27 protein-coding genes are annotated in these 25,982 nt (G+C 64.1%); 18 read left to right on the top strand and 9 right to left on the bottom strand.

The window, feature by feature from the left end:
* Positions 1 to 173: 173 nt before the first annotated feature.
* The 6 genes from mnhG to ACLBKR_RS21240 are packed head-to-tail and all read right to left on the bottom strand — an operon-like array spanning position 174 to position 6,165.
* Positions 174 to 569: a monovalent cation/H(+) antiporter subunit G gene (gene mnhG, locus ACLBKR_RS21265; RefSeq protein WP_414901915.1), complete on the bottom strand. Its 396-nt coding sequence runs from the start codon at positions 567 to 569 to the stop codon at positions 174 to 176.
* The gene (locus ACLBKR_RS21260; protein ID WP_112827127.1) at positions 566 to 847 is read right to left on the bottom strand and encodes a K+/H+ antiporter subunit F; all 282 of its coding nucleotides are present in this window, start codon (positions 845 to 847) and stop codon (positions 566 to 568) included. The genes mnhG and ACLBKR_RS21260 overlap by 4 nt, the downstream gene beginning before the upstream one ends.
* Positions 844 to 1,320, bottom strand: a complete 477-nt coding sequence (locus tag ACLBKR_RS21255; protein ID WP_113339899.1) for a Na+/H+ antiporter subunit E — start codon at positions 1,318 to 1,320, stop codon at positions 844 to 846. Before ACLBKR_RS21255 ends, ACLBKR_RS21260 begins: the two co-directional genes overlap by 4 nt.
* The gene (locus ACLBKR_RS21250; protein ID WP_113339898.1) at positions 1,320 to 2,945 is read right to left on the bottom strand and encodes a monovalent cation/H+ antiporter subunit D; all 1,626 of its coding nucleotides are present in this window, start codon (positions 2,943 to 2,945) and stop codon (positions 1,320 to 1,322) included. The genes ACLBKR_RS21255 and ACLBKR_RS21250 overlap by 1 nt, the downstream gene beginning before the upstream one ends.
* On the bottom strand, positions 2,942 to 3,280 hold the full coding sequence (locus ACLBKR_RS21245) for a Na+/H+ antiporter subunit C (protein WP_112827124.1): 339 nt from the start codon (positions 3,278 to 3,280) through the stop codon (positions 2,942 to 2,944). The genes ACLBKR_RS21250 and ACLBKR_RS21245 overlap by 4 nt, the downstream gene beginning before the upstream one ends.
* Positions 3,280 to 6,165, bottom strand: a complete 2,886-nt coding sequence (locus tag ACLBKR_RS21240) for a monovalent cation/H+ antiporter subunit A (protein WP_414901912.1) — start codon at positions 6,163 to 6,165, stop codon at positions 3,280 to 3,282. The genes ACLBKR_RS21245 and ACLBKR_RS21240 overlap by 1 nt, the downstream gene beginning before the upstream one ends.
* Positions 6,166 to 6,285: 120 nt before the next feature.
* Here ACLBKR_RS21240 and ACLBKR_RS21235 point away from each other — a divergent pair, with 120 nt between their 5' ends.
* The 5 genes from ACLBKR_RS21235 (at position 6,286) to ACLBKR_RS21215 (ending at position 13,094) form a co-directional block, all read left to right on the top strand.
* Positions 6,286 to 6,609 (top strand): helix-turn-helix domain-containing protein, encoded by a 324-nt coding sequence (locus ACLBKR_RS21235; RefSeq protein WP_113339896.1) that lies wholly within the window; start codon positions 6,286 to 6,288, stop codon positions 6,607 to 6,609.
* A gap of 213 nt (positions 6,610 to 6,822) precedes the next feature.
* Entirely contained in the window at positions 6,823 to 7,332 is a 510-nt protein-coding gene (locus ACLBKR_RS21230) for an RNA polymerase sigma factor (protein WP_113339938.1), read from the top strand.
* 68 nt (positions 7,333 to 7,400) lie between these two features.
* On the top strand, positions 7,401 to 8,333 hold the full coding sequence (locus tag ACLBKR_RS21225) for a FecR family protein (protein WP_113486994.1): 933 nt from the start codon (positions 7,401 to 7,403) through the stop codon (positions 8,331 to 8,333).
* 99 nt (positions 8,334 to 8,432) lie between these two features.
* A complete protein-coding gene (locus tag ACLBKR_RS21220; protein WP_162758879.1) occupies positions 8,433 to 10,907 on the top strand; it encodes a TonB-dependent siderophore receptor in 2,475 nt (824 codons plus the stop codon).
* Between the two features lie 402 nt (positions 10,908 to 11,309).
* Positions 11,310 to 13,094: a chloride channel protein gene (locus ACLBKR_RS21215; protein WP_112827153.1), complete on the top strand. Its 1,785-nt coding sequence runs from the start codon at positions 11,310 to 11,312 to the stop codon at positions 13,092 to 13,094.
* A 65-nt stretch (positions 13,095 to 13,159) separates the two neighbouring features.
* Here the strand turns inward: ACLBKR_RS21215 and ACLBKR_RS21210 are convergent, their stop codons facing one another.
* Positions 13,160 to 14,068, bottom strand: coding sequence for a LysR family transcriptional regulator (locus ACLBKR_RS21210; protein WP_113486996.1), 909 nt, complete (start codon positions 14,066 to 14,068; stop codon positions 13,160 to 13,162).
* 186 nt (positions 14,069 to 14,254) lie between these two features.
* Here ACLBKR_RS21210 and ACLBKR_RS21205 point away from each other — a divergent pair, with 186 nt between their 5' ends.
* From ACLBKR_RS21205 to arsC, 12 genes are all read left to right on the top strand, one after another.
* Positions 14,255 to 15,379 carry a BMP family ABC transporter substrate-binding protein gene (locus ACLBKR_RS21205; RefSeq protein WP_113339893.1) on the top strand — a complete coding sequence of 375 codons (1,125 nt, stop codon included), beginning with the start codon at positions 14,255 to 14,257 and terminating at the stop codon, positions 15,377 to 15,379.
* 77 nt (positions 15,380 to 15,456) lie between these two features.
* Positions 15,457 to 16,566, top strand: a complete 1,110-nt coding sequence (locus tag ACLBKR_RS21200) for an ABC transporter permease (protein ID WP_414901907.1) — start codon at positions 15,457 to 15,459, stop codon at positions 16,564 to 16,566.
* Positions 16,567 to 17,487 carry an ABC transporter permease gene (locus ACLBKR_RS21195; protein ID WP_112827116.1) on the top strand — a complete coding sequence of 307 codons (921 nt, stop codon included), beginning with the start codon at positions 16,567 to 16,569 and terminating at the stop codon, positions 17,485 to 17,487. It abuts the gene before it with no gap.
* A 23-nt stretch (positions 17,488 to 17,510) separates the two neighbouring features.
* A complete protein-coding gene (locus ACLBKR_RS21190; RefSeq protein WP_113448083.1) occupies positions 17,511 to 18,188 on the top strand; it encodes an isochorismatase family cysteine hydrolase in 678 nt (225 codons plus the stop codon).
* Complete coding sequence (locus tag ACLBKR_RS21185) at positions 18,185 to 19,723, top strand: ABC transporter ATP-binding protein (protein WP_414901904.1); 1,539 nt, start codon at positions 18,185 to 18,187, stop codon at positions 19,721 to 19,723. Before ACLBKR_RS21190 ends, ACLBKR_RS21185 begins: the two co-directional genes overlap by 4 nt.
* Complete coding sequence (locus tag ACLBKR_RS21180) at positions 19,723 to 20,388, top strand: isochorismatase family cysteine hydrolase (protein ID WP_113439179.1); 666 nt, start codon at positions 19,723 to 19,725, stop codon at positions 20,386 to 20,388. The genes ACLBKR_RS21185 and ACLBKR_RS21180 overlap by 1 nt, the downstream gene beginning before the upstream one ends.
* A complete protein-coding gene (locus ACLBKR_RS21175) occupies positions 20,381 to 20,725 on the top strand; it encodes a cupin domain-containing protein (RefSeq protein WP_113339887.1) in 345 nt (114 codons plus the stop codon). Before ACLBKR_RS21180 ends, ACLBKR_RS21175 begins: the two co-directional genes overlap by 8 nt.
* 212 nt (positions 20,726 to 20,937) lie before the next feature.
* The gene (locus ACLBKR_RS21170; RefSeq protein WP_112827111.1) at positions 20,938 to 21,291 is read left to right on the top strand and encodes an ArsR/SmtB family transcription factor; all 354 of its coding nucleotides are present in this window, start codon (positions 20,938 to 20,940) and stop codon (positions 21,289 to 21,291) included.
* Positions 21,288 to 21,767, top strand: a complete 480-nt coding sequence (arsN2, locus tag ACLBKR_RS21165; protein WP_113442507.1) for an arsenic resistance N-acetyltransferase ArsN2 — start codon at positions 21,288 to 21,290, stop codon at positions 21,765 to 21,767. The genes ACLBKR_RS21170 and arsN2 overlap by 4 nt, the downstream gene beginning before the upstream one ends.
* Positions 21,748 to 22,275 carry an arsenate reductase ArsC gene (locus tag ACLBKR_RS21160; RefSeq protein WP_113442505.1) on the top strand — a complete coding sequence of 176 codons (528 nt, stop codon included), beginning with the start codon at positions 21,748 to 21,750 and terminating at the stop codon, positions 22,273 to 22,275. The genes arsN2 and ACLBKR_RS21160 overlap by 20 nt, the downstream gene beginning before the upstream one ends.
* On the top strand, positions 22,275 to 23,333 hold the full coding sequence (arsB, locus tag ACLBKR_RS21155) for an ACR3 family arsenite efflux transporter (RefSeq protein WP_113487000.1): 1,059 nt from the start codon (positions 22,275 to 22,277) through the stop codon (positions 23,331 to 23,333). Before ACLBKR_RS21160 ends, arsB begins: the two co-directional genes overlap by 1 nt.
* Before the next feature lie 2 nt (positions 23,334 to 23,335).
* The gene (gene arsC, locus ACLBKR_RS21150; RefSeq protein WP_113339884.1) at positions 23,336 to 23,758 is read left to right on the top strand and encodes an arsenate reductase (glutaredoxin); all 423 of its coding nucleotides are present in this window, start codon (positions 23,336 to 23,338) and stop codon (positions 23,756 to 23,758) included.
* A 14-nt stretch (positions 23,759 to 23,772) separates the two neighbouring features.
* On the opposite strand, the gene arsK is transcribed toward arsC, so the two are convergent.
* Complete coding sequence (gene arsK / locus ACLBKR_RS21145) at positions 23,773 to 25,017, bottom strand: arsenite efflux MFS transporter ArsK (protein WP_113487002.1); 1,245 nt, start codon at positions 25,015 to 25,017, stop codon at positions 23,773 to 23,775.
* Complete coding sequence (locus tag ACLBKR_RS21140; RefSeq protein WP_113487004.1) at positions 25,001 to 25,369, bottom strand: metalloregulator ArsR/SmtB family transcription factor; 369 nt, start codon at positions 25,367 to 25,369, stop codon at positions 25,001 to 25,003. The genes arsK and ACLBKR_RS21140 overlap by 17 nt, the downstream gene beginning before the upstream one ends.
* Before the next feature lie 42 nt (positions 25,370 to 25,411).
* On the opposite strand from ACLBKR_RS21140, the gene ACLBKR_RS21135 reads away from it, so the two are divergent.
* On the top strand, positions 25,412 to 25,900 hold the full coding sequence (locus ACLBKR_RS21135) for a DUF6428 family protein (protein WP_112827105.1): 489 nt from the start codon (positions 25,412 to 25,414) through the stop codon (positions 25,898 to 25,900).
* Positions 25,901 to 25,982 lie beyond the last annotated feature (82 nt).

Below are 25,982 nucleotides of genomic sequence, written 5' to 3'. Positions count from 1 at the left end.
AGAACAATGGCCGATCCCGCGGCTCCGCTATGGCGGCAGGCCGCACCTCACCTCAGAGAAGAGCAGGCTTCCGACATTGACGCCCAGGTCGCACCGAACGACTGCTTGGTGCAATCCTAGCCAAACGCTCGAACGTCCGAAACGAAGGCGCAAAGCCGCCCCCGCAATCCCCCTCAGGACGGATCGACCGGCTCCTCCTCCGCTTGCTCCCCGCTGGCCTTGCCGATCCCGCCCGGCACGCCGTTCTTGCCTTCCGTGCGGTCGCGGTAGAGGGCGGCGCGGGCGAGGAGCAGGAAGGTGACGGGTGTGGTGACGGTGACGAAGAGGCCGATCAGGAGTTCGTGCAGCACCGGCTTCTGCAGGGAGAAGCTGAAATAGAGCATGGAGGCGATCATCACGCCGCCGATGCCCCAGCTCGTTCCGAGCGTGGGCGCGTGGATGCGCTCGTAGAAGGTTCCGAGCCGCAGGAAGCCAATGGCGCCGATCAGCGCCAGCGATGCGCCGAACAGCAGGAAGAAGGCGACCGCGACCGCGACGGCAAGCGGAATATCGGCTGCGGGCTGTATCATTCGATCACCTCGCCGCGCATCAGGAACTTGGCGAGCGCCACCGTGGCGACGAAGCCGAGCATGCCGATGACCAGCGCCGCCTCGAAATAGACCACCCGCCCCGTTCCGATCCCGAAGGTGACGAGCATCAGCATGGCGTTGATGTAGAGCGCATCGAGCCCGATGATCCTGTCCTGGGCGCGCGGTCCGCGAAACATGCGGATGGACGCGATCGCCATCGCCACCGCCAGCATCGACTGGGCGATCGCAACCGCAGTGAAGATAACGATGGCGCTCATGCGAATATCTCCATCAGCAGCTTTTCATAGCGGTTCTTGACCATATCCACCCAGGCGGCCTCGTCTGCGACGTCGAGCACATGCAGGAGGACCGTCCGGTCGTGGGAATTGTATTCCAGCCATGCCGAACCCGGCGTGCTCGTGAGGATGATGGCCAGAAACGCAAGGCCGGTCCGGTTTTCCAGCTCCAGCGGCAGGGTGACGAAGGCGGGGGCATGCCCTTTCCTGCGGCCTTTGAGGATGACCATGGCGACCGCGATGTTGGAAAGGAGGACATCGTAGAGAACGATCGCCGCTAGCTTCGGCAGCAGATACCATTTCTTCAGCCTCGGCTTGTCGGGCCGGAGCGACGCCATGCCCCAAGAGGCGAAGGTCGCGACGATCAGGCCGAGAAGGAGGTGGCCGGGCGTGAAGCCGTTGAGCAGCAGCCACATGACGACGAGAAAGACGGTGAGAACGGGATAGGGAAACATCAATCGCCCTCCGTTCCGGGCCGTTTGCCGACACCCGGCAGCACGGCCGCATTCCTCACGGCGTCGATATAGATATCCGGATTGCCGAGCGTGCGGATCGTCTTGTCCATATAGTGCATGGCAGGTCCCGCGCGCACCGTCAGCGCAAGGGTGAGCGCCAGCAGGAACATCACCGGCACGATCTCGATCACGAGAACGCGCGGCACGGTTCCCTCGATCGACGTCCAGAAGGTGCGGATGCCGGCGCGGGTCATGGAAATCAGCGCCGCGAGGCCCGACAGGATGACCAGGATAATCAGCGTCCAGACGGCGGCGGTCGGCGGCACGCCGATGGCGCCCGTGCCCATCATCGCCGAGAGCATGGCGAATTTGGCGATGAAGCCCGACAGCGGCGGCAGGCCGGACAGAAGGATGGCGCAGGCCGCAAAGCAGGTGCCGAGGATGGCCATGGTGCCCGGCATGGTCACGCCCTCCCCCTCCTCCGGTTCGCCCTCCTCGCCCTCGCCATAGGCCTCCATGGTGACGGCGAGAACGGCAGCACCTGCATCCTGTCCGCGTTCGACGAGTTCGATCAGCATGAAGAAGGCGCTGATCGTCAGCGTCGAGGAGACGAGATAGAGAAGCGCGCCGGAGGACACCGCGCCGTCATTGATGCCGAGCACCATCAAGAGCGTGCCGGAGGAGACAAGCACCGAAAAGCCGGCGAGACGTCCGAGCGCCTGGGAGGCGAGCACGCCGATGATGCCGAAGATCAGCGTCGCGATGCCGCCGAAGACGAGGAAGCTCGCGCCGAAGCCCGCCGACGGTCCGCTGCCGAACAGGAGCATGGTGAGCCTGAGAATGACATAGATGCCGAGCTTGCTGAGGATGGCGAAGACGCCGGCGACCGGGGCGGACGCCGCGCTATAGGCGGTCGGCAGCCAGAAGCAGAGCGGCCACATGCCGGCCTTGATGAGGAAGGCGATGCCGAGCACGGCGGCACCCGCCTCCATCAGCATGCGGCGGTCCGGTTCGATCTGCGGAATGCGGGCGGCGAGATCGGCCATGTTCAGCGTGCCGGCGGTACCGTAGATCAGGCTGACGCCGATCAGGAAAAGGAGCGCTGCCGCGAGGTTGACCGCGATATAATGCAGGCCGGCCTTCACCCTCAGCGGGCCCGAGCCATGCAGCAGCAGGCCGTAGGAAGCCGCCAGCATCACCTCGAAGAAGACGAAGAGATTGAACAGGTCGCCGGTGAGGAAGGCGCCGTTGACCCCCATCAGCAAAAGCTGGAACATGGTGTGGAAATGGGCGCCCACGGCATGCCAGCGGGCAAGCGAATAGACGAGCGCCGCAATGGCGACGACGGCCGTCAAAAGCAGCATCAGCGCGGAAAGCCCGTCCAGCACCAGCACAATGCCGAAGGGCGCTGCCCAGTTGCCCAGCAGATAGACGCCCTCGAAAGCCTCATGCCTGTTCTCGATCCCGAAGAGCGCAAGCGCCACGGCTACGAGCAGCAGCGTTGCAACGAGGCTTATCATCGCCTTCGTCACGCGCTGGCGCTCGTTGACGAACAGCAGGACGGCGGCCGCCACGAGCGGAACGAGGATCGGCGCAATGATGAGGTGGTGGGACCAGCCGCTCATCGCGAGCCCCCCTTGCCGTCGACATGGTCGGTGCCGGTCAGCCCGCGCGAGGCGAGCAGCACGACGAGGAAGAGCGCCGTGGTGGCGAAACCGATGACGATGGCGGTGAGCACCAGCGCCTGCGGCACGGGGTCGGCGATCATCGAGGTCGATGCGCCTTCCTCGAGAATGGGCGGCAGGTTCGATTTCACCCCGCCCACGCCGAAAATGAACAGGTTCACCGCGTAGGAGAGCAGCGAAAGGCCGATGATGACCTGATAGGTGCGCGGGCGCAGGATCAGCCAGACGCCGCAGCTGGTCATGACGCCGATTGCGATCGAGAGAATGATCTCCATCAGGCCTCCTTCGCCTTTTCCGTTTCGACCGCGTGAAGGCGGTTGATACGGATGGACTGGTGCGCGAGTGCCACGAGGATGAGGACGGTGGAGCCGACGACCAGCGAGAAGACGCCGAGGTCGAACAGAAGCGCGGTCGCGGCCGGCATCTTGCCTATCAGCGGAAGCTCTATGTAGCGGAAATGCGAGGTGAGGAACGGATAGCCGAAGAGCCATGCGCCCGCGCCGGTGGCGGTTGCGGTCAGGAGACCGATGCCCATCCAGCGCAGAGGCAGGATGCGCAGGCGATCCTCCGCCCAGCGCGTGCCACCGGCGAGATATTGCAGCAGAAAGGCGATCGACAGCGTCAGCCCGGCCGAGAAGCCGCCACCCGGCAGGTCGTGGCCACGCATGAAGATGTAGACGGAGAAGGTGATGATGACCGGGAACAGCCACTGCATGATGACCGAGGGCACGAACAGGTAGTCCTTCACCGTATCGCCCGCCGAGCGTCCCGGCCGCTCCTCGTCCAGACGGTTCTGGATCTGCTGCTGTTCCGGCATCGCCATGCTGTCGGCGGCGGGACGGAAACGCCTGAGCAGGGCAAAGACGGTGAGCGCCACGACGCCGAGGACGGTGATCTCTCCGAGCGTGTCGAAGCCGCGGAAATCCACCAGGATGACGTTGACGACATTGCGCCCGCCGCCCTGCGAATAGGCATTGGTGAGGAAGTAGTTGGCGATGGCGTCGGGCACCGGCATCGTCATCACGGCATAGGCGATGAAGGTCATGCCGATGCCGCAGGCGACCGCCAGCGCGAGATCGCGGAAGCGGCGGAAGCGGGCGCGCAGCGTAATCATCTCGTCGACGTTTTCGGAACGCTTCGGCAACCAGCGCAGGCCGAGCAGGATGAGAACCGTCGTCACGATCTCGACGAGAAGCTGGGTGATCGCCAGATCCGGCGCGGAAAGCCAGACGAAGGTGACGCAGACGATCAGTCCGACGCCGCCGAGCATGACGAGCGCGGCGAGACGGTGGTATTTGGCAAGGTAAGCCGTGCCTATCGCAAGGCAGACGCCGATCAGCCAGAGCGCGGCGAAGGTGGGATCGACGCCGGAAAATGCGAAGGGGCGAGGCTCGAAGGAGGAAAGGTAGAGCGGCAGGAGGCCGGCGAAGAAGCCCATGGCCACCACCCAGCGCAGCTGCGGCTGGAGATTGCGCGTGCCGATGCGCTTTTCGGCCTGCCGCGCCCAGTGCCACGACACCTCGACGAGCACGCGCTCGAAGATGCGCTGGCCATGCAATCGCCGCAACAGCGGCGGCCCGTCCTCGCAGCGCGCCAGATAGTTCCGGAACACGACATAAAGGAGGGTGCCGCCGACGAGCGCGACGACGCTCATCGCCAGCGGCAGGTTGAAACCATGCCAGACCGCAAGGTCGTATTCCGGCGTCTGCGGCCCGAGCACGCTGGAGACGGCGGTCAGGAGAAACGGCCCGACGGAGATGGCGGGCGCAATGCCGACGACGAGGCAGATCAGCACCAGAAATTCTATCGGGAAACGCATCCAGCGCGGCGGCTCGTGCGGCTTTTCCTTGGGCAGACCGACCGGCGGCGGCCCGAAGAAGACGGTGTGGATGAAGCGCAGCGAATAGGCGACGGAAAACGCGCTCGCAAGCGTTGCCACATAGGGAAGGATGCGGTCGAGAATGGAATCGGCATGGGTCTGCACCGCTTCCGCGAAGAACATTTCCTTGGAGAGGAAGCCGTTCAACAACGGCACGCCCGCCATCGCGGCGCTCGCCACCATGGCGAGCCGCGCCGTTATCGGCATGAAGCGGTAGAGGCCGGAGAGCTTGCGGATATCGCGCGTGCCGGTCTCGTGGTCGATGATGCCGGCGGCCATGAAGAGCGAAGCCTTGAACGTCGCGTGGTTCAGCATGTGGAAGATCGCCGCAACGGTGGCGAGCGGGCTTCCGAGGCTGAGCAGGGTGGTAATCAGGCCGAGATGGCTGATCGTCGAATAGGCGAGCAGGCCCTTCATATCCTGCTGGAACATGGCGAAATAGGCGCCGAGCAACAGCGTGACGATTCCGGCGGCGCCAACGAGCCAGAACCATTCATAGGTTCCCGCCAGGGCCGGCCAGAAGCGCGCAAGCAGGAAGACGCCGGCCTTGACCATGGTCGCCGAATGCAGGAACGCCGAAACGGGGGTGGGAGCCGCCATGGCGTTGGGCAGCCAGAAATGGAACGGGAACTGGGCGCTCTTGGTCAGGGCGCCGAGCAGGATGAAAACCAGCGCCGGCACATAGAGCGCGTGGCCGCGGATGAGATCGCCGGAGTGCAGGATCTTGTCGAGATCGTAGCTGCCGACGATGTTGCCGATCAGAAGCAGGCCGATCAGCAGGCAGAAGCCGCCAATGCCGGTGATCGTCAGCGCCATGCGGGCGCCGTCGCGCGCCGCCGCGGCGTTGTGCCAGTAGCTGATGAGCAGGAAGGAAAAGATGCTGGTCAGTTCCCAGAAGACCGACAGCAGGATGACATTGCCCGAGATGACGATGCCGAGCATCGCCCCCATGAAAGCCAGCAGGAAGGAAAAGAACCGCGGAACCGGGTCGTCCTCCGACATGTAGTAGCGCGCATAGACGATGACGAGCAGGCCGATGCCGGTAATCAGCACGCAGAACATCCAGGCGAAGCCGTCCATCCTGAGCTTGAAGGCAAGTCCGAGCTGGGGAACCCATTCCGCCTCGAAACGAAGCGGTTCGCCGCCCGATATGGCGGGATAGGCGAGAAGCACGATCAGGAGGGAAGAAAACGCCACGACGCCGGCCACCCAGGACGGCAGCACCCGCGAAGACGTGTTCAGAAGAAAGACCGAAATCAGGCTTCCGGCGAAAGGCAGCATCAACAGGACAAGGAGGAAATGCGAATCCAGCGTTATCCCAATGCCCCGTTCCTTTGCTTGTTCCCTCTCAGCGATGCCGGGAACAGGGCGCCGCCTGGACCACTAGCAATGCGGAGAAAAATGTCATATATGATCTATATTGGTCATTATGGTCAGGATCGCATGGTGGGTCAAGCAGACCGGCAGAAGTTTTTGAGCCCTGCCCTCTGTCGCGCGGCGCGGGGTTTCCTGGACTGGACCCAGAGCGAACTGGCCGATCGTTCGGGGGTCTCCAGGGGCACGATCCGCGACTACGAAGGGGAGCGCCACAGCGTTCACCGCGCGACGGAAGCCCAGTTGCGCCTGGCATTCGAGAATGGCGGCATCGCCTTCGTATGCCTTGAGGGCGACACCGTGGGCATTTGCCCCAGGAGCAGCCCTGACAGCGAAAAGCCTGCGGAATGAGCCGGGACATTGCCTCGGCCTCTTCCTTTTCGTGACGTCCCGCCGCCTACGCTTCGGCAGACCATGCAGGACCTCCGGAAAGCGTATCTCTTGCGGGATGGCGAGTGGGCCGGCGTTGCAAAGCGGCGATCCGTCGCATAAGATGATTTTTACAGTCATATTTATGGGCATTTCGTCTGCCCCCTGAACCGTGATGAGAATATGCCGAGCGGCATGAGCGAAAATCGTCATCCTCCCCTGCTTCAGGCCTTTCTTTCGGTGAGGGAACGGATGATGGCCACGATCTACCGCCGCGTCGGCTGCCGCGCGACGACAGCCGACCTGACCCAGGACACCTTCCTCAAGCTTTGGGAGCGCCGCAGCCTCCTCACCGATGTCGCTGATCTCGCCGGCTATCTGGTGGCGACGGGGCGCAATCTCGCCGCCGACTACGAACGGCGACGCCGGATCGCGCCTTTCATCCTCGGCGTCGACGGGCTGGAACGCATCGCCGATCCGGCGCCTTCGGCGGAAGACGTCGTCATGGGCCGCGACGAGCTTCGCCGCCTGCAGAAGGCCATCGACGCGCTGCCGCCGAAATGCCGGGAGGTCTTCCTGCTATCCCGGCTGGACGGGCTGACCTATGCCGAGATCGGCATTCGCCTCAACATCTCGCCCAAGACGGTGTTCAGCCACATGGTCACGGCGCTGGAGCGCCTGAAAGCGGAAATGATGCGGACTTGACCCAGATTTTCGCCCGCCTGCGACGTCCTTGGAAGTGAAGGAGCGAGCATCGCCGTGACGAGTGCAGAATGAAAAAACCTCCCCGGACATCGAGTGCAGACGAAACGGACATATCGAGAGCCGCGGCGGAATGGTTCGCGCGGCTTCTCGACGAGCCGAACCCGGCAGCACACCAGCAGTTCCGCGCCTGGCTGCTGGAGGACGAGCGCCATGCGCAGGCCTATGCCGAATTCGAACGGCTCTGGAGCGGAGCGGGGCTTGTCGGGGAAAGCGGACGCGCATCGTCGCTATCCCGGCGAACCATGCTGAAGGGCGGCGGGCTCGTCATCGTCGCCGGCGGAGCCGGTTTCGCCGGACTGACGCTTCTTCGCTCCTTCGGCGACTATTCGACCGGTACCGGGGAGACGAAAACGGTGACGCTGCCCGACGGCACGCGGATCGAACTTTCCCCGCAAACGGCCTTCTCCATCGATTTCAGCGAAAAGGCTCGCCGCGTGCGGCTGATGCGGGGCGAGATCTTCGTATCCGTGGTCGCCGATCCGTCGCGGCCCTTCGCGGTCGAGACCGACGACCTCAGGGCCACTGCGCTCGGCACGCAATATTCCGTCGCCATCGAGCCGGAGGGAACGTCGGTCTTCGTTACCCAGCATGCCGTCGAGGTGACAGCCGCCGGCCGGCGCGAGATCCTGAACGAGGGCCAGAGCCTCTCCTATCGAAAGGGCCGGCTTTCCGACCCGGTGGAGACGGACATCGAAACCCGCCTCGCCTGGCGCAGCGGCAAGCTCGTCTTCCTTTCCGCGCCGTTCGGCAAGGTGATCGCCGATATCGAACGCTGGCGCCGCGGCAAGATCGTCCTGATGGACCCGGAGCTGGCCGACCGTCCTGTGACGCTGATCGTTGACGTCAAGCGTTCCGATCGCATCCTCGACACGCTGCAGCTCGGCCTGCCGGTCCGCATCGTCACCATCTCGCCATGGCTCGCCCTCGTCTATAACCGCTAAAAAACCTGCAGAATAACTCAGGTTTTCAGAAAGCCCGTTCGTCATGTCTTTCGAGGCCGTAGCGACGGCCGGTTTCATGATGATCCAAGGGGGTTCGTGGTGCGTTCATTTCATCGGAAGATATCGAGACGGGGCAAGGGGTTCGCGGTGATGCGCGTGGCGCTGGCGGCAGGCGCCGCCTGGACGCTCGCGCAGGCCGCCGCACCGCCCGCGGCAGCGCAGGTTGCCGGGCAATCCTACGCTTTTTCCATAGCCGCCCAACCGCTTCCCGATGCTCTGGTGCGCTTTTCCTCCACAACCGGCATAGATATCGTCTTCAACGGCGCCGTCCCGGCCCGTATCCGTTCGCCGGGCGTGACCGGCACGCTTTCCGCCGATGCCGCACTGACGAGGCTTCTGAGCGGCAGCGGGCTTTCCTGGCGCTTCAGCGGCGAGAAGACCGTGACGCTGATCGGCCCCTCGCAGACCGGCGGCATTGGCGGCGACGGCTCCACGGAGCTTGCGCCGATCGTCGTCAGCGGCACGGCAAGCCAGGCGAACGGCATCGTCGCCAAGGGCAGCCGCATCGCCACCAAGACCGACACGCCGATCCTGGAAGTGCCGCAGACCGTCAACGTCGTGACCCGCAAGGAGATGGATGCGCGCGGGGTCGCCGATTTCAACGCCGCCGTCGCCTATACGCCGGGCCTGCGCGCGATCGACTATCCGGGCGGCCAGGGCATGCCGGACCTCTACATGCGCGGCTTCCGGGCGATCGGGCAGTACGCCAATTACCGCGACGGCATTCGCGGCGGGTTCAACGCCTATGACAACGACATCGAAATGTACGGCCTCGAACGGCTCGACGTGCTCAAGGGGCCATCCTCGGTGCTCTTCGGCCAGTCAACCCCGGGCGGCCTCATCAACGCCACCTCCAAGCGGCCGACCGAGGCTCCCTACCGCGAGGTGCAGGTGGAATACGGCAGCTTCGGGCGCAAGCAGGTCGCGGCCGATTTCGGCGGGCCTGTATCCGGGGACGATGCATTCCTCTACCGTTTCACCGCCCTTCTTCGCGACAGCGGCACGCAGATCGACCATTCGCCTGACGACGCGCTTTATATCGCCCCCGCCTTCACCTGGAAGCCGGATGAGGGAACATCCTTCACGCTTCTTGCCAGCCATCACCGGGTAGAAAAGGGCGGCGCCGAACAGAGCCTGCCGATGGACAACACCATCTTCGACAACGGGCCGCGCATCCCCTCCAGCCTTTATCTCGGCATTCCCGGCGTGACGGAGTGGAACACCGTCAACACTTCCGTCGGCTACGAATTGAAGCACGAATTCGACGGTGGCTGGACCTTCAACCAGAACCTTCGCTACAGCCATGCCGAGGTGGACTACACCTCGGGCTGGATCTGGGATTGGCCGACGGCGCTTTACGACGATCACTACGCCCGCATCGGCGCGCAGAAGCGCCCGAAGACCACGGACAGCTTCCTCGTCGACAACAATATCGGCGGCACCGTCGATCTCGGCCCGACCGAGCACAACCTGCTCTTCGGTCTCGACTACGGCTACTACAAGGGCCACGAGCGGCGAACGAATTCGACCAGCTACGTGACGGTCGACATCTTCGATCCGGTCTACGACGCCTCGGGACTGACCTTCGGCGATCCATGGGCGGATGAAACCCTCAGCCAGTCGCAGCTTGGCCTCTATGCCCAGGACCAGATCAAGATCGACAACTGGATCGTCTCGCTCGCCGGACGTTACGACTGGGTCGAGACGCGCGTGGAGAACCATCTGGCCGACAGCAGCGACGACGTCCGGGATCACGCCTTCACCGGCAGGATCGGCATCGGATATCTCTTCGACAACGGCATCGCCCCCTATGTCAGCTATTCCACGTCCTTCCAGCCGGAGACCGGCACGGATTTCCAGGGCCGGGCCTTCAAGCCGACGACGGGCGAACAGTGGGAGGCGGGCGTCAAGTACCAGCCGCTCGACTGGAACGGCATGATTACCGCCTCGGTCTTCCAGATCACCCAGCAGAACGTCACCACCGCGGACCCGCTCAATCCCGGCTACCAGGTCCAGGAGGGCGAGGTTCGCTCGCGCGGCTTCGAAGTGGAGGCAAAAGCGGAGCTATCCGACGCCTGGGCCCTGACGGCCGCCTATTCCTACACCGACGCGCGGGTGACCGAGGACAATCCCGACAGTACCGGCATCAGCAAGGTCGGCACGCGCATGGCAGCGGTTCCATACCACCAGGCATCGCTCTGGCTCGATTACGCCTTCCAGCAGGAAGCCTTCGCGGGTCTCACCATCGGCGGCGGCCTTCGTTATGTCGGCAGTTCCATGGCGGTGATGGACACCTCCACCGGCTCGCAGGTCAAGGTGGCGGGATACACGCTGCTCGACGCCGCGCTCACATATGATTTCGGGGCGCGCACGCCGGATCTCGACGGATTGAAGCTCACCCTCTCCGGCACCAACCTGACGGACGAGAAGTATTTCACGCCCGGCTTTTATTCCGACACCGTGCTGTTTGGAAACCGCAGGGCAGTGAAGGCAAATCTCAGCTACACCTGGTAAGCACCATTCGCTCAGGACGAGGGCTGCCGGGGGAACCCGGCGGCCTTTGCTTTTCTGCGGGCAGCGAAACTTTCCTCAACGCGATCCGATGAGGCTCGTACGCGATCCTCCGACAATGATGCCGAAATCCAGGGGGCTCTTCGAAACAGGCCTTTCAACTCCGCATTCCCGCCGCCACCGGATCGCTTCAACGGGACAACGGTGCGCCATGCAGGCCGGCTCGATGACGCCCGGCCAAGCCCCGCGTCAGGCCCGGATCGGCATCGGCGATAAAAAGTCTTGACCGGCGGTGGCGCGGGATTAAATGCCCTTACGAGAGTACGCTCCTGCCCGCGTCCTGAAATCGTCTGTTCAGCCGGAATTGAAATGACCCAGAGCAACCTCCGCTTTCCCGGCCCCATCATGCGTTTGCGCAGGTTGAGCCCCTCCGTGCTCTACCGGTTTCTCAGCCTGGAACTGATGCGCACGCTTCCGCGCCGCAGCGAGTTCGGCCTCGTGCTTGCGGGCGCGCTGGTCGGCGTGGCGGCAGGCCTTGCCGTCTCGGTCATGACGTTCATCACGAAGACCATGCATGCCCGGATATTCCGGCTGGAGCCGGGCGAGCGGCTGAGCGGGGCGGCGGTCGACGAGAAAATCCTGCTGCTTGCCTCTCCTGTCGCCGGGGGAATCCTGCTCGGCATGCTTATCTTCGCGCTGGCGAGGTGGCGAAAACGGCCGCTGGTCGACCCCATCGAGGCCAATGCGCTCCACGGCGGCCGGCTGTCGCTGACGGACAGCCTGATCGTCGCCGGACAGAATATCATTTCCAACGGCTTCGGCGCATCCGTCGGACTGGAAGCCGGCTATACCCAGGTGGCATCGGGCATCGCTTCGAAATTCGGCAGCAAGCTGAAGCTGCGCCGTTCCGACATGCGCATCCTCGTCGGCTGCGGCGCCGCCGGCGCCATTGCCGCCGCCTTCAACGCCCCGCTGACCGGCGCCTTCTATGCCTTCGAACTTATCATCGGGGCCTATACGATCGTCTCGCTGACGCCGGTCGTGGTATCGGCGCTCAGCGCAAATCTGGTGGCCCGCCTGCTTGCCACCAGCGATGCCGGCATCGACGTTGGAAGCGTCGGCACCGTATTGCCGGCCGACTACGTCCCCGCGATGCTGCTCGGCGCCCTCTGCGGCGTCGTCGGCATCCTGCTCATGCAGAGCGTCGCCTTCGTCGAGGAAACCGCCCGCAAGAGCCCGATACCCGATTTCATGCGTCCGGCGCTCGGCGGCGTCATCGTCGGCCTGCTGGCCATCGTCAGCCCGCAGGTTCTGTCCGGCGGGCACGGCGCGCTGCATGTCAACCTGGAGACCGATGTCACGGTCATCGGTCTGCTCGGCCTGTTTCTGCTCAAGGCGGCGGCTTCCACGATCTCCATCGGCTCCGGCTTCCGCGGCGGTCTGTTCTTCGCGTCGCTGCTGATGGGGGCACTGCTCGGCAAGCTCTTCGCTTTCGGCGCGCCTTATCTCGGGCATGCCACGCTGGCGCCTTCGAGTTACGCGGTCGTCGGCATGAGCTCGCTCGCCGTCGCGGTCATCGGCGGGCCGTTGACCATGACCTTTCTCGCCCTCGAAATCACCGGCGATTTTCCGATGACGGCGCTGGTGCTCGCCTCGGTCATCACGTCGTCCTTCATCGTCCGCACGCTGTTCGGCTATTCGTTCGCGACCTGGCGTTTCCATCTTCGCGGCGAGACGATCCGCAGCGCGCACGATGTCGGCTGGATCCGCAACCTGACGGTCGAAAAGCTGATGCGCGCCGATGTCAGGACCGTGCCAGCCGACATGCCCGTCCAGGAATTCAGGAAGCAGTTTCCCGTCGGGTCCACCCAGCGTGTCATCCTCGTCGAGGAAAACGGCAAATATGCCGGTATCGTCCTCGTGCCGGAGGTTCACGGCAATCTCGTCGAGGGACAGAATTCGGCGGCCCCGGTCAGAAGTTTCGCAGCCCACAAGAACGACGTCCTCCTGCCGACGATGAATGCCAGGCAGGCGGTGGGCTTTTTCGACCAGACGGAAAGCGAAGCGCTCGCCGTCGTCGAGGACCTCATCGGCCAGAAGGTGATCGGCCTGCTGACGGAAAGCCATACGCTGCGCCGCTACAGCGAGGAACTGGACCGCAACAGGCGGGAAGTCTCCGGGGAACTCTGAACGGGAAATTTTCTGATTGCGGGTGGCAGCGGTGATGCGCCGCCGATCCGCCGGAGAAAGCCTCCTCAGGACAGTTCGAACTGTGACGCGAGCGCGCTCGTCAACTGGGCCGCAAAGCGCGCGGCGGCGACCGGCAGCGTCCGCCCCTTCAACTGTCCGAGATAGAGAATGCCCGCCGGCACATCGCGACTGTCGAGCGGCCGGGACGTCATGCTGCCGGTCGAGGTCTGGTCGGCAAAGCCGATCGGGATCTGGAAGGACAGGATGTTTTCGGCAACGGCGTGATTGCGCAGGAACTCGAAATTGTCCGACTGGATGACCGGCTCGATGCGGAGCGACGCCGTTCTGACCGCGATGTCGATCAGATGGCGCACACCGTAGGGCGTGGTCGGCAGGGAGATCGGAAAGGCCAGACAATCGGCCAGCCGCACGGTTTCGCGGTCGGCGAGCGGATGATCGGGCGCCATGACCACGTGAACCGGCTGGCGCACCCGCATCAACGTCATGAAGTCGGTAAGCCGGACCGGCTCGAAGACGATGGCAAGATCGGCGCTGTGGTCGACCAGCGCGCGCTCGGCCGCCTCGCGGTCGCGCAGGTGAACGGCGAAGGTGACGTTCGGATGCTCCCGTCGGTAAAGCGCGATCTGTGTGGGCAGGAAATAGGGCAGAAGCGCCTGCGAACAGGCAATCGACACATGGCCGCGCCGCACGCCGGAAAGATCGGCGATCTGCGACTTCACCCGCTCCATGTCCGAAAGCTGGTTGCGGATGTGATGGATGTAGATCTCGCCCGCCGCCGACAGGCGGACGCCATGCGGCAGCCGCTCGAAGATTGGCGCGCCAAGCTCCTCCTCCATCGAAAGTATCCGCCGGTTGAGCGCCGTGGACGTGATCGCCAGCGTTTCAGCCGCCGCCCGGATCGAACCTGCCTTCACCACCGCGTCGATATAGCGGATCGAAGAGAGATAGCGCATTTTTCGCCTCCTTCCGGCTGCTGCAATTTTTGCAGCGGACCGGCGAAAACATAGCACAAGACAGAAGCGCTTCCATCTGGATTACTGGTCCGCGGAATTCAGGCGCGACCGGCCAAGGGCGCCGCCGATGCGCCGATCGCCTTCATTCTTTCACCGGGAATTCACCAAGAGCGGGGAGCTTTTTCCATGTCGAACATCCTGATGCCCAGTCGTCGCCAGTTCCTCAGAAATACAGCCGGCTTTGCCGGCGCAGCGGCGCTCTCCGGCCTCGTGCCGGCCGGCGCGGCCCGTGCGGCGGGACTTACCGTCGGTTTCATCTATGTCGGTCCGAAGGACGACTACGGCTACAACCAGGCCCATGCCGAGGGCGCGGCCGTCGTCAAGCAGATCGAGGGCGTCACGGTCGTCGAGGAAGAGCAGGTGCCGGAAACGGTCGACGTCCAGAAGACCATGGAAAGCATGATCGGCTTCGACGGCGCAAAGCTCATCTTCCCGACATCCTTCGGCTATTTCGATCCGCATATTCTCGCGCTTGCGCCGAAAAACCCGGATGTGCGCTTCGAGCACTGCGGCGGCCTCTGGACCCCGGACAAGCCCAAGAACGTGGGCTCCTACTTCGGCTATATCGGCATGGGGCAATATCTGAACGGCATCGCCGCGGGCCATGCCACCAAATCGAAGAAGATCGGCTTCGTCGCCGCCAAGCCCATTCCGCAGGTCCTGCTGAACATCAACTCCTTCCTGCTCGGCGCACGCGCCGTCGATCCCTCGATCACCTGCCATGTGATCTTCACCGGCGAATGGTCTCTGGCCGTCAAGGAGGCGGAAGCCACCAATGCGCTCGCCGACCAGGGCGTCGATGTCATCACCTGCCATGTGGACGGACCGAAGGTGGTGATGGAGACGGGCGCGGGACGCGGCATGTTCCTCTGCGGCTATCACGCCAACCAGAGTTCGCTCGCACCGGAAAAATACCTGACCGGGGCCGAATGGAACTGGGGCAAGGTCTATACCGACATGGTCAAGACCACGCTTGCCGGCGGCGAGATCGCCAACTTCGTGCGCGGCGGCCTGGCGGAGGGCTTCGTCAAGATGAGCCCGCTCGGCCCCGCCGTCTCGGAAGAGGCCCGCAAGCAGTTCGAGGCGACGCAGGCCGAAATCCTCAAGGGCGGCTTCGCCGTCATCAAGGGACCTCTCAAGGACAACAAGGGCAATGTCGTCGCCGCCGCCGACCAGTCCTTCGCCGAAACCGATGTGGCGCTGGAAAGCATGGGCTACCTCGTCGAGGGCGTCGTCGGCTCCACCTCCTGACAGGTGCGCGACAGGATGGGGCGGCCGGTGCGCCGGCTGCGCTGCGCAAAGCTTCGAACGGACAGGGGAGACAGGCCATGAGCATTCAGGCTGATCTGGCGGCGGGCGCCGCCTGGCGGTCCGGTTTCCTTTCGGAAGCCGCGATCCGCCGAATCGACGCGGTGATCCTGCCGCTGGCGGCCCTCTTGGCGGGCATGATCGCCTTTGCGATCTTTCTCGTCTTCCTCGGCAAGTCGCCGGTCGAGTTCTATCTTCTCGTCTACAAGGCGGGATTCGGGACCGCCTTTTCCTGGACGAATACGCTTTCCCGCGCCGCGCCGCTGCTGCTGGCGGCCCTTTGCGTTGCATTGCCGGCGCGGCTCGGCCTCGTCATCATCGGCGGCGAAGGAGCGATCGTGCTCGGCGGCGTCGCCGCCGGCGCGGTCGCAACCCTCCTGCCCGGCCTGCCGGGCGCCGCGGGCATCGCTCTCATGGCGGCCGCCGGCGCGCTGATCGGCGCGGCCTGGATCGGCGGGATCGGTGCGCTCCGCCACTATCGCGGCGTCAACGAGACCATCGCCAGCCTGCTGCTCGCCTATATCGCCATCGCGCTGATGAACCATCTGGTGGAGGGCGTGCTGCGCGATCCGGCAAGCCTCAACAAACCGTCGACCGCGCCGCTTCCGGATCTCTGGCGCATCGGCGAGATCCCCGGCATCGGCGTCCACTGGGGACTTGCCGTCGGGCTCGTCGCATGTGTCGCAAGCTGGGTGTTGATCGAAAAGACCACCTTCGGCTTCGCGGCCCGGATCGTCGGCGGCAATGTCCGCGCCGCGCAAATCCAGGGCCTGCCCGCCGGGCTGCTGATGATCGGCTTCACCGCTCTCGGCGGCGCATTCGCCGGGCTCGCCGGCATGTTCGAAGTGGCGGCGGTTCACGGATCGGCGAATGCATCGCTTGCGGCGGGCTATGGCTATACCGGCATCCTGATCGCCTTCCTTGCCCGCCACAACGCGCTTGCGATCATTCCGGCGGCCGTTCTCTTTGCCGGCTTCGAGGCGTCGAGCGGACTGGTGCAGCGCCGCCTCGCCCTGCCGGACGCCACCGTGCTCGTCTTCGAAGGCATGGTCTTCATCGCCATCCTCGTTTCGGAAACCTTCCATGATCGTTTCAGCTGCAAGCGGCTCATCAGGGGGAGCAAGGGTTAAATGGAAGATATCGGTCTCTGGGGCGTGCCCCTCGCCATTCTCGGCGGCGCGATCCGCGTCTCCACCCCGTTCATCTTCGTCTCCATCGGCGAATGCCTGACGGAACGATCGGGCCGGATCAATCTTGGGCTGGAAGGCACCCTCGTTTTCGGCGCCATGAGCGGCTATGCGGTTGCCTATCACAGCAATTCGGCATGGCTCGGCACGCTGGCCGCCGCCCTCGCCGGTCTCGTCTTCGGCCTCGTCCACGGCTATGTCTGCAAGCTGCCGAAGGTGAACGACATCGCGATCGGCATCGCCCTGATGATCTTCGGCTCCGGCCTCGCCTTCTTCTTCGGCAAGCCCTATGTGCAGCCCGTCGCACCCGACCTGCCGGCGATACCGCTCGGTTTCTGGTCGCAGGTTCCCCAGGTCCAGGCGGCGCTGAACGTCAACGTCCTCTTTCTCGCGGGCATCGTCCTTGCTTTCGCCGCCTCCTGGATGCTGAAGAACACCCGCATCGGGCTGACCATCCGCGTGGCCGGCGACAGCGCGGACGCCGCCCGTGCGCTCGGCATCGACGTCAACCGGGTGCGGCTGTGGTCCACCGCGGCAGGCGGCGCGCTTGCCGGCATCGGCGGCGCCTATCTCTCCCTTTATTATCCCGGAAGCTGGAACGAGGGCATTTCCTCGGGCCAGGGCCTCATGGCGGTGGCGCTCGTCATCTTCGCCCGCTGGAACCCGGTGAACTGCCTCTACGCCTCGCTCCTGTTCGGCGGTGCTGGCGCGCTTGGGCCGGCGCTGCAATCCGTCGGCGTGACCAGCGGCTACTATCTCTTCTACGCCGCGCCCTATGTGCTGACGCTTGCCCTTCTCATCGCCACCAGTTCGACCACGCGGGCCATGCCGTCCGCCCCCGGCGAACTCTCCATCGTCAAGTAACAACGGATTGCCAGGAAAACGAGATGACCACCATTCAGGCAGACCCCTATCTCTGGCCCTATAACGGCGATCTGAGGCCGGAAAACACCGCCCTCATCATCATCGACATGCAGACGGACTTCTGCGGCGTCGGAGGCTATGTCGACAAGATGGGTTATGACATTGCGCTCACCCGCGCACCGATCGAACCGATCCGCAAGGTGCTCTCGGCCATGCGCGAAAAGGGCTACCACATCATCCACACCCGCGAGGGACACCGGCCCGATCTCTCCGACCTGCCGCCCAACAAGCGCTGGCGCTCGCGCCAGATCGGCGCGGGGATCGGCGACCCCGGCCCGTGCGGACGCATCCTGGTGCGCGGCGAGCCGGGATGGGAAATCATCGACGACCTGAAGCCACTCGAAGGCGAACCGATCATCGACAAGCCCGGCAAGGGCTCCTTTTGCGCCACCGATCTCGAGCTTCTGCTGAGAACGCGCGGCATCGACAATATCGTGCTGTCCGGCATCACCACCGATGTCTGCGTCCACACGACCATGCGCGAGGCAAACGATCGCGGCTTCGAATGCCTGCTGCTCGAAGACTGCTGCGCGGCAACCGATCCGGGCAATCACGCCGCGGCGATCAAGATGGTGAAGATGCAGGGCGGCGTGTTCGGCTCGGTGTCGGACAGCGAGAAGTTCGTGGAGGCCCTGCCATGAAGGTCCCCCCGGAGGAATACAAGGCGCCGGACCGGGCGATCGCGGTCGCAACGCTCGGCATGACCATGCGCTTCGGCTCCTTCACCGCGCTCGACAACGTCTCGATTACCGTTGCCGCCGGATCGTTTCACGTGCTGCTCGGCGAAAACGGGGCCGGCAAATCCACCCTCGTCAAATGCATGATGGGTTTTTATCGCCCCACGGCGGGGCAGATGATGGTCGAGGGTCGCGAAATCGAAGTGGCCGATCCCCGCGCCGCCCACGATCTCGGCCTTGGCATGGTCTACCAGCACTTCACGCTGGTGCCGTCGCTGACGGCCGCGGAAAACCTCGTCATCAGCCGCGCCGACGTGCCGGCCCGCATCGACTGGGCGAGGGAGCGCAAGGGGCTTGCCGATTTCATGGCGCGCATGCCCTTCTCCGTGCCGCTCGACATACCGGTCGGGCGGCTTGCCGCCGGCGAGAAACAGAAGCTCGAACTCCTCAAGCAGCTCTATCTCGGTCGCCGTTTCCTCATCCTGGACGAGCCGACCTCCGTGCTGACGCCGGCTGAGGCGGACGAACTGCTGGGCATGGTGCGGGGGCTCACCACATCGAAACAGCTCACCTGCCTGATGATCTCCCACAAGTTCCGCGAGGTTACCGCCTTCGCCGACGAGGTTTCCGTGCTCCGGCGCGGCGAACATGTCGGAGGCGGCAAGGTCTCGGAGCTTTCGACTGCCGACATGGCGGCGATGATGATCGGCGAGAAGGAACTGGTTCGCCCCGCCGCGCGCCTCGCCGTGAACGGCGGAACCGTGCTTTCGGTCTCAGGCGCGAGGGCGCCGGACCGTTCCGGCCTGAAGACCATCGAGATTGCCGATCTCAAGGTGAAATCCGGCGAGATCGTCGGCATTGCCGGCATATCCGGCAACGGCCAGATGGAGCTGATGGAAATGCTGGCGGGACAGAGACCGCTGAAAGAAGGGGAGATACGGGTGAAGGACATGCCGTTCCGCGCCACCCGCGGCGAGGCGCGCAGGTTCAACATCCGCTACCTGCCGGAAGAGCCCCTGCGCAATGCCTGCGCGCCGAAGATGACGGTGGCCGAAAACATCTTCTTCCGCGATTTCGATTTCGCCGAGGGCAGGCCGCGTTTCTGGCTGGAAGGCCGCCGGATGAAAGCCGAGGCCGCCGCCCGCGTCAGCGAATACAAGGTGAAGACCGCCGGGCTTTCCGCCCCCATCGCCTCGCTCTCCGGCGGCAATGTGCAGCGCGCCGTGCTCTCCCGCGAACTGAACGGCGAGGTCGACCTGCTTATCATCGCCAATCCGTGCTTCGGGCTCGATTTTTCGGCGGTGGCCGAAATCCGCGCCCGTATCGTCAAGGCGCGCAACGAAGGGGCGGCGGTTTTGCTCATCAGCGAGGACCTCGACGAGATCCTCGAACTTTCCGACCGCATTCTGGTCATGTCGGAAGGCGGCATCGTCTATGAAACGCCGGCCTCTGCCGCCAATATCGGCGAAATCGGCAAGCACATGGCAGGACATCACTGATGGCAACGATCAAGGCCCGCCCCTTCGACTTCACCCTCGATCCCGCGCGAACGGCGCTGATCGTCATCGACATGCAGCGCGATTTCATCGAGCCCGGCGGTTTCGGCGAGACGCTCGGCAACGACGTATCGCGGCTGCAGGCGATCGTGCCGGCCACCGCCCGGCTGATCGGCAGCTTCCGCAGGGCGGGCCTGACAGTGATCCATACGCGCGAATGCCATGCGCCCGACCTATCCGACTGCCCGCCGGCCAAGCGCGAACGGGGCAGTCCAACGCTCAGGATCGGCGATGCCGGCCCGATGGGCCGCATCCTGATCGCAGGCGAGGACGGCGCGGACATCGTGCCGGAACTCTATCCCATCCCGGGCGAAATCGTCATCGACAAGCCCGGCAAAGGCGCCTTTTATGCCACCGGGCTCGGCGAGATATTGCAGGAGAAGGACATCCGCCAGCTCGTATTCGCCGGGGTGACCACCGAGGTTTGCGTCCAGACCACCATGCGCGAGGCCAACGACCGGGGCTATGAATGCCTGCTGGCCGTCGATGCGACGGAGAGCTACTTCCCCGCCTTCAAGCAGGCGGCCATCGACATGATTACCGCCCAGGGCGCCATCGTCGGCTGGGCCGCAAGCGTCGACCAGATCGCGGAGGCACTCAATGACTGAGGCCTTCACGCTGACCGATCTCCTGCAAGGCGGCTGGCGTCATTGCGATTTCGAATTCTTCCGGGACGGCGTCGATATCTGCCGGCTCGTCACGGGCGAACCGGAGGTGGCGCTGCTGCGTTATGCGCCGGGCGCGAGCGTGCCCCGGCATCTTCACGCGGGGCTCGAGACGATCCTCGTCCTCCACGGCTCGCAAAGCGACGAGTTCGGCCATTACGGGCCGGGCTCCTTCGTCGCCAATCCGCAGGGCAGCATCCATTCGGTGTCTTCCGAAGAGGGCTGCATCGTCCTGATCCAGTGGACGAAGCCCGTGCAAATTCTCGATAATGCGGAATGACGTCATGCAGAACCTGCCCTGCCTTTCACCCTCCCCGGTCTTGCAGCCGCCTATGCCGGCGGCATGACCCCCGCGGCCGTGATCCAGGGAAGTCTATCGCCGCATCGAAGCCGCAGCCGGGTGACCTCTCGCCGGCTGCCACACCATCGCATCCGTCTTGCATGGCCAACTCCGTGGCTTGACAACCACAATATATCCATTAATCTGGATATATGGAAAATAACCTAGCGATAGCGGCGCTTGGCGCCCTGGCCCAAACCACCCGCCTTGAAACGTTCCGGCTGCTTGTGCGGCACGAGCCCGACGGCATTCCGGCCGGCGAGCTTGCCCGGCTGATCGCCGTGCCCCAGAACACGATGTCGGCCCATCTTGCGACGCTTGCGCGTGCGGGACTGGTCAAGAGCGAGCGGCAGAGCCGGTCGATCATCTACAGGGCCGATCTCGATGGGCTGCGGGAGCTGACGCTCTTCCTCCTCAAAGATTGCTGCGGCGGCTCGAACGAGCTTTGCGCACCGCTCATCGCGGAGCTCACGCCCTGCTGCGGCCCGGAGACGACACCGTCATGAGCGCCGTTCGCCTGGAACAGATCACGGGCAGCGATGCCCGCCTCAGGCAGGCCCTGACGGCTGCGGATCTGCCGACCGATGACATTGAAGACGACGGACGGGCGTTCTTCAGGGCGGTGGTCGGGGAGGACGACCAAATCGCCGGCTTTTCCGGCCTCGAACGCTGCGGCTCCGACTATCTTCTCCGATCGGTCGTGGTGCCTGCGGATCGCAGGCGCGGCGGTCTCGGACGCGCCCTTGTGGAAGCGACCCTTGCAAACATCGAGGACGACGGCGACGTCTTTCTCGCAACGACACACGCGGCGCCGTTTTTCGCCGGGCTCGGCTTTGTGGAAGTTCAACGGCAAAGCGTGCCGGGCGCCGTGCTGGCGACCCGCCAGCTTTCTTCCATCTGCCCATCCTCGGCGACCATCATGAAACTCGCCAGACAATCCCATACAGCCACGGATCACGACCATGACCGACAAGACCTATAACGTGCTCTTCCTGTGCACGGGCAATTCCGCCCGCTCGATTCTCGCCGAGTCCATCCTGAAAAAGGAGGGCGGCGGGCGTTTCAATGCATATTCGGCCGGCAGCCATCCGAAGGGCGAAGTCAATCCGCACGCCCTCAGGGAGCTCGAGGCGCTGGGCTATCCCTCGACCGGCTTCTCCTCGAAGAGCTGGGATGTGTTCGCCCAACCCGGCGCCCCGGAGATGGATTTCATCTTCACCGTCTGCGACAGCGCCGCCGGAGAGGCCTGCCCGGTGTGGATCGGCCATCCGATGACCGCGCACTGGGGCGTCGAGGACCCTGCCGCCGTCGTCGGGTCCGAAGTCGAGATCCAGCGCGCCTTCGCACAGGCGGCACGCTTCCTCAAGAACCGGATCACCGCCTTCATCAGCCTGCCGCTCTCCTCCATCGACCGGCTGGCGCTCGAGACAAGGCTGCGGCAGATCGGCACGATGGAAGGTTCGACCACCCCCGCCGGAAAGTCCGCCTAATGTCCAGGTTCGAACGTTATCTCACCCTCTGGGTCTTCCTCTGCATCGTCGTCGGCGTTGCTCTCGGACATCTCATGCCGGGGGTCTTCCGGTATATCGGCGCGGCCGAGATCGCCAAGGTGAACATTCCGGTCGCCATCCTGATCTGGCTGATGATTATTCCGATGCTGTTGAAGATCGATTTCCGGTCGCTCGCCAAGGTTTCCACATTCTGGCGCGGCATCGGCGTGACCCTGTTCATCAACTGGGCCGTCAAGCCGTTTTCCATGGCGGTGCTGGGTTGGCTCTTCGTCGGATGGCTGTTCCGCCCCTACCTTCCCGCGGACCAGATCGACTCCTACATCGCCGGGCTTATCATCCTTGCAGCGGCCCCCTGCACGGCCATGGTGTTCGTCTGGAGCAATCTGACGCGCGGCGAGCCGCTGTTCACGCTGTCCCAGGTCGCGCTGAACGATACGATCATGGTCGTCGCCTTCGCCCCTATCGTCGGCCTTCTGCTCGGTCTCTCGGCAATCACCGTTCCCTGGGACACGCTTGTCCTCTCGGTCGCCCTCTACATCGTCGTGCCGGTCGTCATCGCACAGATCGTCAGGCGCCGGCTCACGGCCGACGGAACGACACGGGCGCTGGACCGCATGCTTGCAACGCTGCAGCCGATCTCGCTGGTGGCTCTGCTTGCGACGCTGGTTCTTCTCTTCGCCTTCCAGGGAGAAGAGATCATCGCCCAACCGGCCGTCATCGCCCTCCTGGCCGTTCCGATCCTGATCCAGGTCTATCTGAACTCGGGGCTCGCCTATCTCCTGAACCGGCTCGCCGGCGAACGGCATTGCGTGGCCGGCCCCTCGGCCCTCATCGGAGCCAGCAACTTCTTCGAACTCGCGGTCGCAGCCGCCATCAGCCTGTTCGGCTTTCAGTCCGGGGCTGCGCTGGCGACCGTGGTGGGCGTGCTCATCGAGGTCCCGGTGATGCTTTCGGTCGTCTGGATCGTGAACCGCTCGAAGGACTGGTATGAGGCAGCGCCCGCCGTTTCCCGCTCCACCGTCACCGAAAGGCAATAAGCATGGATGCCACGATCTACCATAACCCGGCCTGCGGAACCTCCCGCAACACGCTTGCGCTAATCCGCGCGGCGGGGATCGAACCGACCGTCATCGAATATCTGAAGGAACCGCCGACGCGCGAGCGGCTCGTACAGATGATCGCGGATGCCGGACTGACGGTTCGTCAGGCCATCAGGGAAAAGGGCACACCCTATGCCGAACTCGGTCTCGACAATCCCGACCTGACCGACGACCAGTTGCTCGATGCGATGATCGGCACGCCGATCCTCATCAACCGGCCCTTCGTGGTGACCCCGCTCGGCACCCGACTTGCACGCCCCTCGGAGGTGGTGCTCGATATCCTGCCCGATACGTTCAAAGGCCCGTTTTCCAAGGAAGACGGCGAGCAGGTTCTCGATCGGGAAGGAAAACGCATCGCCTGAGCGACGCCTGCATTTCAAGACTTGAGGTCTCCTCCGGCAGGCATGTCGGAGTGGGCGGCGGGGCTTTGTCTCGCCGCCAGGGCGACAACGGCATAGGCGGCGATGCCGATGGAGCCGAGGGCGGCGCTCATCATGAGCGAGACGCCTGTGCCGTACCGCTCCATCACCACGGCGAAGGCAAAGGGAGCGGCCGCGCCTGAAACCAGCCGCGCCGCCGCCATCTTGCCGGTCAGGGCGCCGTAACCGTCCGAGCCGAACAGATAGAGCGGCAAGCTGCCCTGGGCGATGCTGTTGATGCCCGATCCGAGGCCGAGGCATATGGAGAAGGCGACCGCACCCGGCAGCCAGTCGCCGGAGAGCGCCAGAACGACGACACCGATCACCATGAGCAGCGCCGACAGGAGGGCGAGCCCCGGCGGGGCGAGCCTCGTGCCGAAAATCATGTTGACCAATCGGCTCAGCACCTGTGCCGGGCCGAACAGCGCACCGATGAAGACAGCGGCGCTTCCAAGCCCCAGCGCAGAGAGCATCGGCACCATATGGGCGAGCATCGCTCCCAGGGTGAAGCCCAGAAGCGCGAAGGCGGCAGAAACGACAAACACGGCGCCGCGTCGGCGTTCACGGGGAATTGTGCCGGTCAAATGCTCGCGGACAAATCCCGATCCGTTGGCCGCCGCAGCCTTTCCCTTTCTCACGATCCAGATATGCAGCGGCATGCACACGACAAGGTTCAGCGCGGCATAAAGCAGATAGATCTCGCGCCAGGAAAGATGCCCCATCAGCGCGGTCGAGATCGGCCAGAAGATCGTCGAGGCAAAACCGGCGACAAGCGTGAGATAGGTGATGCTTCGCGATGCGGATCGGGGATCGGCTTCCACCAGCGCCGCGAAGGCCGCCTGGTACTGGACCATTCCGGAAGCCATTTCCAAAAGGACGATTGCGCAGGCAAAGGTCGCGACGGACGGCGACCAGGCGCACAGGATGAGGGTCAGCGCGGACAGGGCCGAACCGAGCGCCATCACGGTTGCGGCCCCGATGCGATCCATCTGCCGGCCGATATAGGGGGCCGACAGCCCCCCGGCGAACAGCGACACCGAGAAGATGGCAAAGACCTGCGCGAGCGTGAGATCGAGATCGCCGGCCATTTCCGGCGCCAGGATACTGAAGCTGTAATAGAGGCTGCCATAGCCGATGATCTGGGTGAGGCCGAGGGCGGATACGATGCCGACCGGAACTTTTGCTTCAGGCAAGGACGTCATCCCCGCCGGAAACGTCTTCCTCCGCGCAGCAGCCCTCGGATCGCTTCATTCCCTCGCGGATACTGGGATGCCCCGAGCAGCAATCCTCCATCAGGAAGGTCAGGAGAGCTGCAAGGGTCTCATAACTGGCGCTGTAGACGATGGAGCGCGATTCCCGTCTCTGCGAGATAAGGCCGGACCGCTCCAGCTCCTTCAGATGGAAGGAAACATTGGAGGGCGAAACGCCCATGCGCTCCGCAATCACGCCCGCAGCAAGCCCATCCGGTCCGGCCACGACCAAAAGGCGGACGATGGCGAGGCGCGTCTCCTGGGAAAGGGCCGCGAACGATATTAGAGCTTGACGTTCGTCCATATTCAAATAATCCTTGAAATATTGAATAGAGGAGTAGCGCACATGACGACGATCGACAAGCCCCCTTTGACAGACATAACGCTCGGCCATCTTCTCGATGCGCTCGCCGACGTACCCGAGGCATCCCTGATATTTCTCTACGAGGGTCGGCCGGTAAAGCCCGGTTATCACGTCACCGAGGTCAAGGCAGGCGATTTCTCCGCCCTCGACTGCGGCGCCAATCCGGAAAGCTGGTCGGAAATATTCATCCAGCTCTGGGATATCGAGGAGGATGGCCGGTCCCATATGCCGGCGGGCAAGTTTTCCGCCATTATCCGCAAGGTTTCCGACCATGTTCGTCTGCAACCATCGGCAAGGCTGACCTTCGAGGTCAGCGATGGAATGCGGCCCATGGCGCTTTACAGCGCCTCGCCGCCGCAAATGAACGAAGGCCGGTTCGAGGTCACGCTTTCCGCCCGCCCATCCAGTTGCAAGCCGCGCGACCGCTGGCTGGCGGAACAGAAGGCGGAGCCGGCCTGCTGCGGCAGGTGACAGGCCTTCGCCGGGAGCGCCCCGGACCGGCAGCCGGTCGGGACGCCTCCTTCCTCTCGCGGCGAAGGAGGACGATACCGAG

Origin of the sequence: Paenirhizobium cremeum (genome assembly GCF_047553425.1) — a bacterium.
Taxonomy (GTDB): Bacteria; Pseudomonadota; Alphaproteobacteria; order Rhizobiales; family Rhizobiaceae; genus Allorhizobium; species Allorhizobium cremeum.
This window is presented reverse-complemented; position numbering and strand designations above follow the sequence as displayed.

What these genes read in the sequence shown, in the direction of transcription:
- ACLBKR_RS21240 (WP_414901912.1), bottom strand. Translation starts at nt 6,165, where the DNA reads ATGCTGCCTTTCGCCGGAAGCCTGATTTCGGTCTTTCTTCTGAACACG.
- ACLBKR_RS21215 (WP_112827153.1), top strand. Translation starts at nt 11,310, where the DNA reads ATGCGTTTGCGCAGGTTGAGCCCCTCCGTGCTCTACCGGTTTCTCAGC.
- ACLBKR_RS21205 (WP_113339893.1), top strand. Translation starts at nt 14,255, where the DNA reads ATGTCGAACATCCTGATGCCCAGTCGTCGCCAGTTCCTCAGAAATACA.
- ACLBKR_RS21135 (WP_112827105.1), top strand. Translation starts at nt 25,412, where the DNA reads ATGACGACGATCGACAAGCCCCCTTTGACAGACATAACGCTCGGCCAT.
- arsN2 (WP_113442507.1), top strand. Translation starts at nt 21,288, where the DNA reads ATGAGCGCCGTTCGCCTGGAACAGATCACGGGCAGCGATGCCCGCCTC.
- mnhG (WP_414901915.1), bottom strand. Translation starts at nt 569, where the DNA reads ATGATACAGCCCGCAGCCGATATTCCGCTTGCCGTCGCGGTCGCGGTC.
- ACLBKR_RS21225 (WP_113486994.1), top strand. Translation starts at nt 7,401, where the DNA reads ATGAAAAAACCTCCCCGGACATCGAGTGCAGACGAAACGGACATATCG.
- ACLBKR_RS21200 (WP_414901907.1), top strand. Translation starts at nt 15,457, where the DNA reads ATGAGCATTCAGGCTGATCTGGCGGCGGGCGCCGCCTGGCGGTCCGGT.
- ACLBKR_RS21185 (WP_414901904.1), top strand. Translation starts at nt 18,185, where the DNA reads ATGAAGGTCCCCCCGGAGGAATACAAGGCGCCGGACCGGGCGATCGCG.
- ACLBKR_RS21180 (WP_113439179.1), top strand. Translation starts at nt 19,723, where the DNA reads ATGGCAACGATCAAGGCCCGCCCCTTCGACTTCACCCTCGATCCCGCG.
- ACLBKR_RS21175 (WP_113339887.1), top strand. Translation starts at nt 20,381, where the DNA reads ATGACTGAGGCCTTCACGCTGACCGATCTCCTGCAAGGCGGCTGGCGT.
- arsB (WP_113487000.1), top strand. Translation starts at nt 22,275, where the DNA reads ATGTCCAGGTTCGAACGTTATCTCACCCTCTGGGTCTTCCTCTGCATC.
- ACLBKR_RS21160 (WP_113442505.1), top strand. Translation starts at nt 21,748, where the DNA reads ATGACCGACAAGACCTATAACGTGCTCTTCCTGTGCACGGGCAATTCC.
- ACLBKR_RS21210 (WP_113486996.1), bottom strand. Translation starts at nt 14,068, where the DNA reads ATGCGCTATCTCTCTTCGATCCGCTATATCGACGCGGTGGTGAAGGCA.
- ACLBKR_RS21190 (WP_113448083.1), top strand. Translation starts at nt 17,511, where the DNA reads ATGACCACCATTCAGGCAGACCCCTATCTCTGGCCCTATAACGGCGAT.
- ACLBKR_RS21170 (WP_112827111.1), top strand. Translation starts at nt 20,938, where the DNA reads ATGGAAAATAACCTAGCGATAGCGGCGCTTGGCGCCCTGGCCCAAACC.
- arsK (WP_113487002.1), bottom strand. Translation starts at nt 25,017, where the DNA reads ATGACGTCCTTGCCTGAAGCAAAAGTTCCGGTCGGCATCGTATCCGCC.
- ACLBKR_RS21235 (WP_113339896.1), top strand. Translation starts at nt 6,286, where the DNA reads ATGTCATATATGATCTATATTGGTCATTATGGTCAGGATCGCATGGTG.
- ACLBKR_RS21140 (WP_113487004.1), bottom strand. Translation starts at nt 25,369, where the DNA reads ATGGACGAACGTCAAGCTCTAATATCGTTCGCGGCCCTTTCCCAGGAG.
- ACLBKR_RS21195 (WP_112827116.1), top strand. Translation starts at nt 16,567, where the DNA reads ATGGAAGATATCGGTCTCTGGGGCGTGCCCCTCGCCATTCTCGGCGGC.
- arsC (WP_113339884.1), top strand. Translation starts at nt 23,336, where the DNA reads ATGGATGCCACGATCTACCATAACCCGGCCTGCGGAACCTCCCGCAAC.
- ACLBKR_RS21260 (WP_112827127.1), bottom strand. Translation starts at nt 847, where the DNA reads ATGAGCGCCATCGTTATCTTCACTGCGGTTGCGATCGCCCAGTCGATG.
- ACLBKR_RS21250 (WP_113339898.1), bottom strand. Translation starts at nt 2,945, where the DNA reads ATGAGCGGCTGGTCCCACCACCTCATCATTGCGCCGATCCTCGTTCCG.
- ACLBKR_RS21230 (WP_113339938.1), top strand. Translation starts at nt 6,823, where the DNA reads ATGAGCGAAAATCGTCATCCTCCCCTGCTTCAGGCCTTTCTTTCGGTG.
- ACLBKR_RS21255 (WP_113339899.1), bottom strand. Translation starts at nt 1,320, where the DNA reads ATGTTTCCCTATCCCGTTCTCACCGTCTTTCTCGTCGTCATGTGGCTG.
- ACLBKR_RS21245 (WP_112827124.1), bottom strand. Translation starts at nt 3,280, where the DNA reads ATGGAGATCATTCTCTCGATCGCAATCGGCGTCATGACCAGCTGCGGC.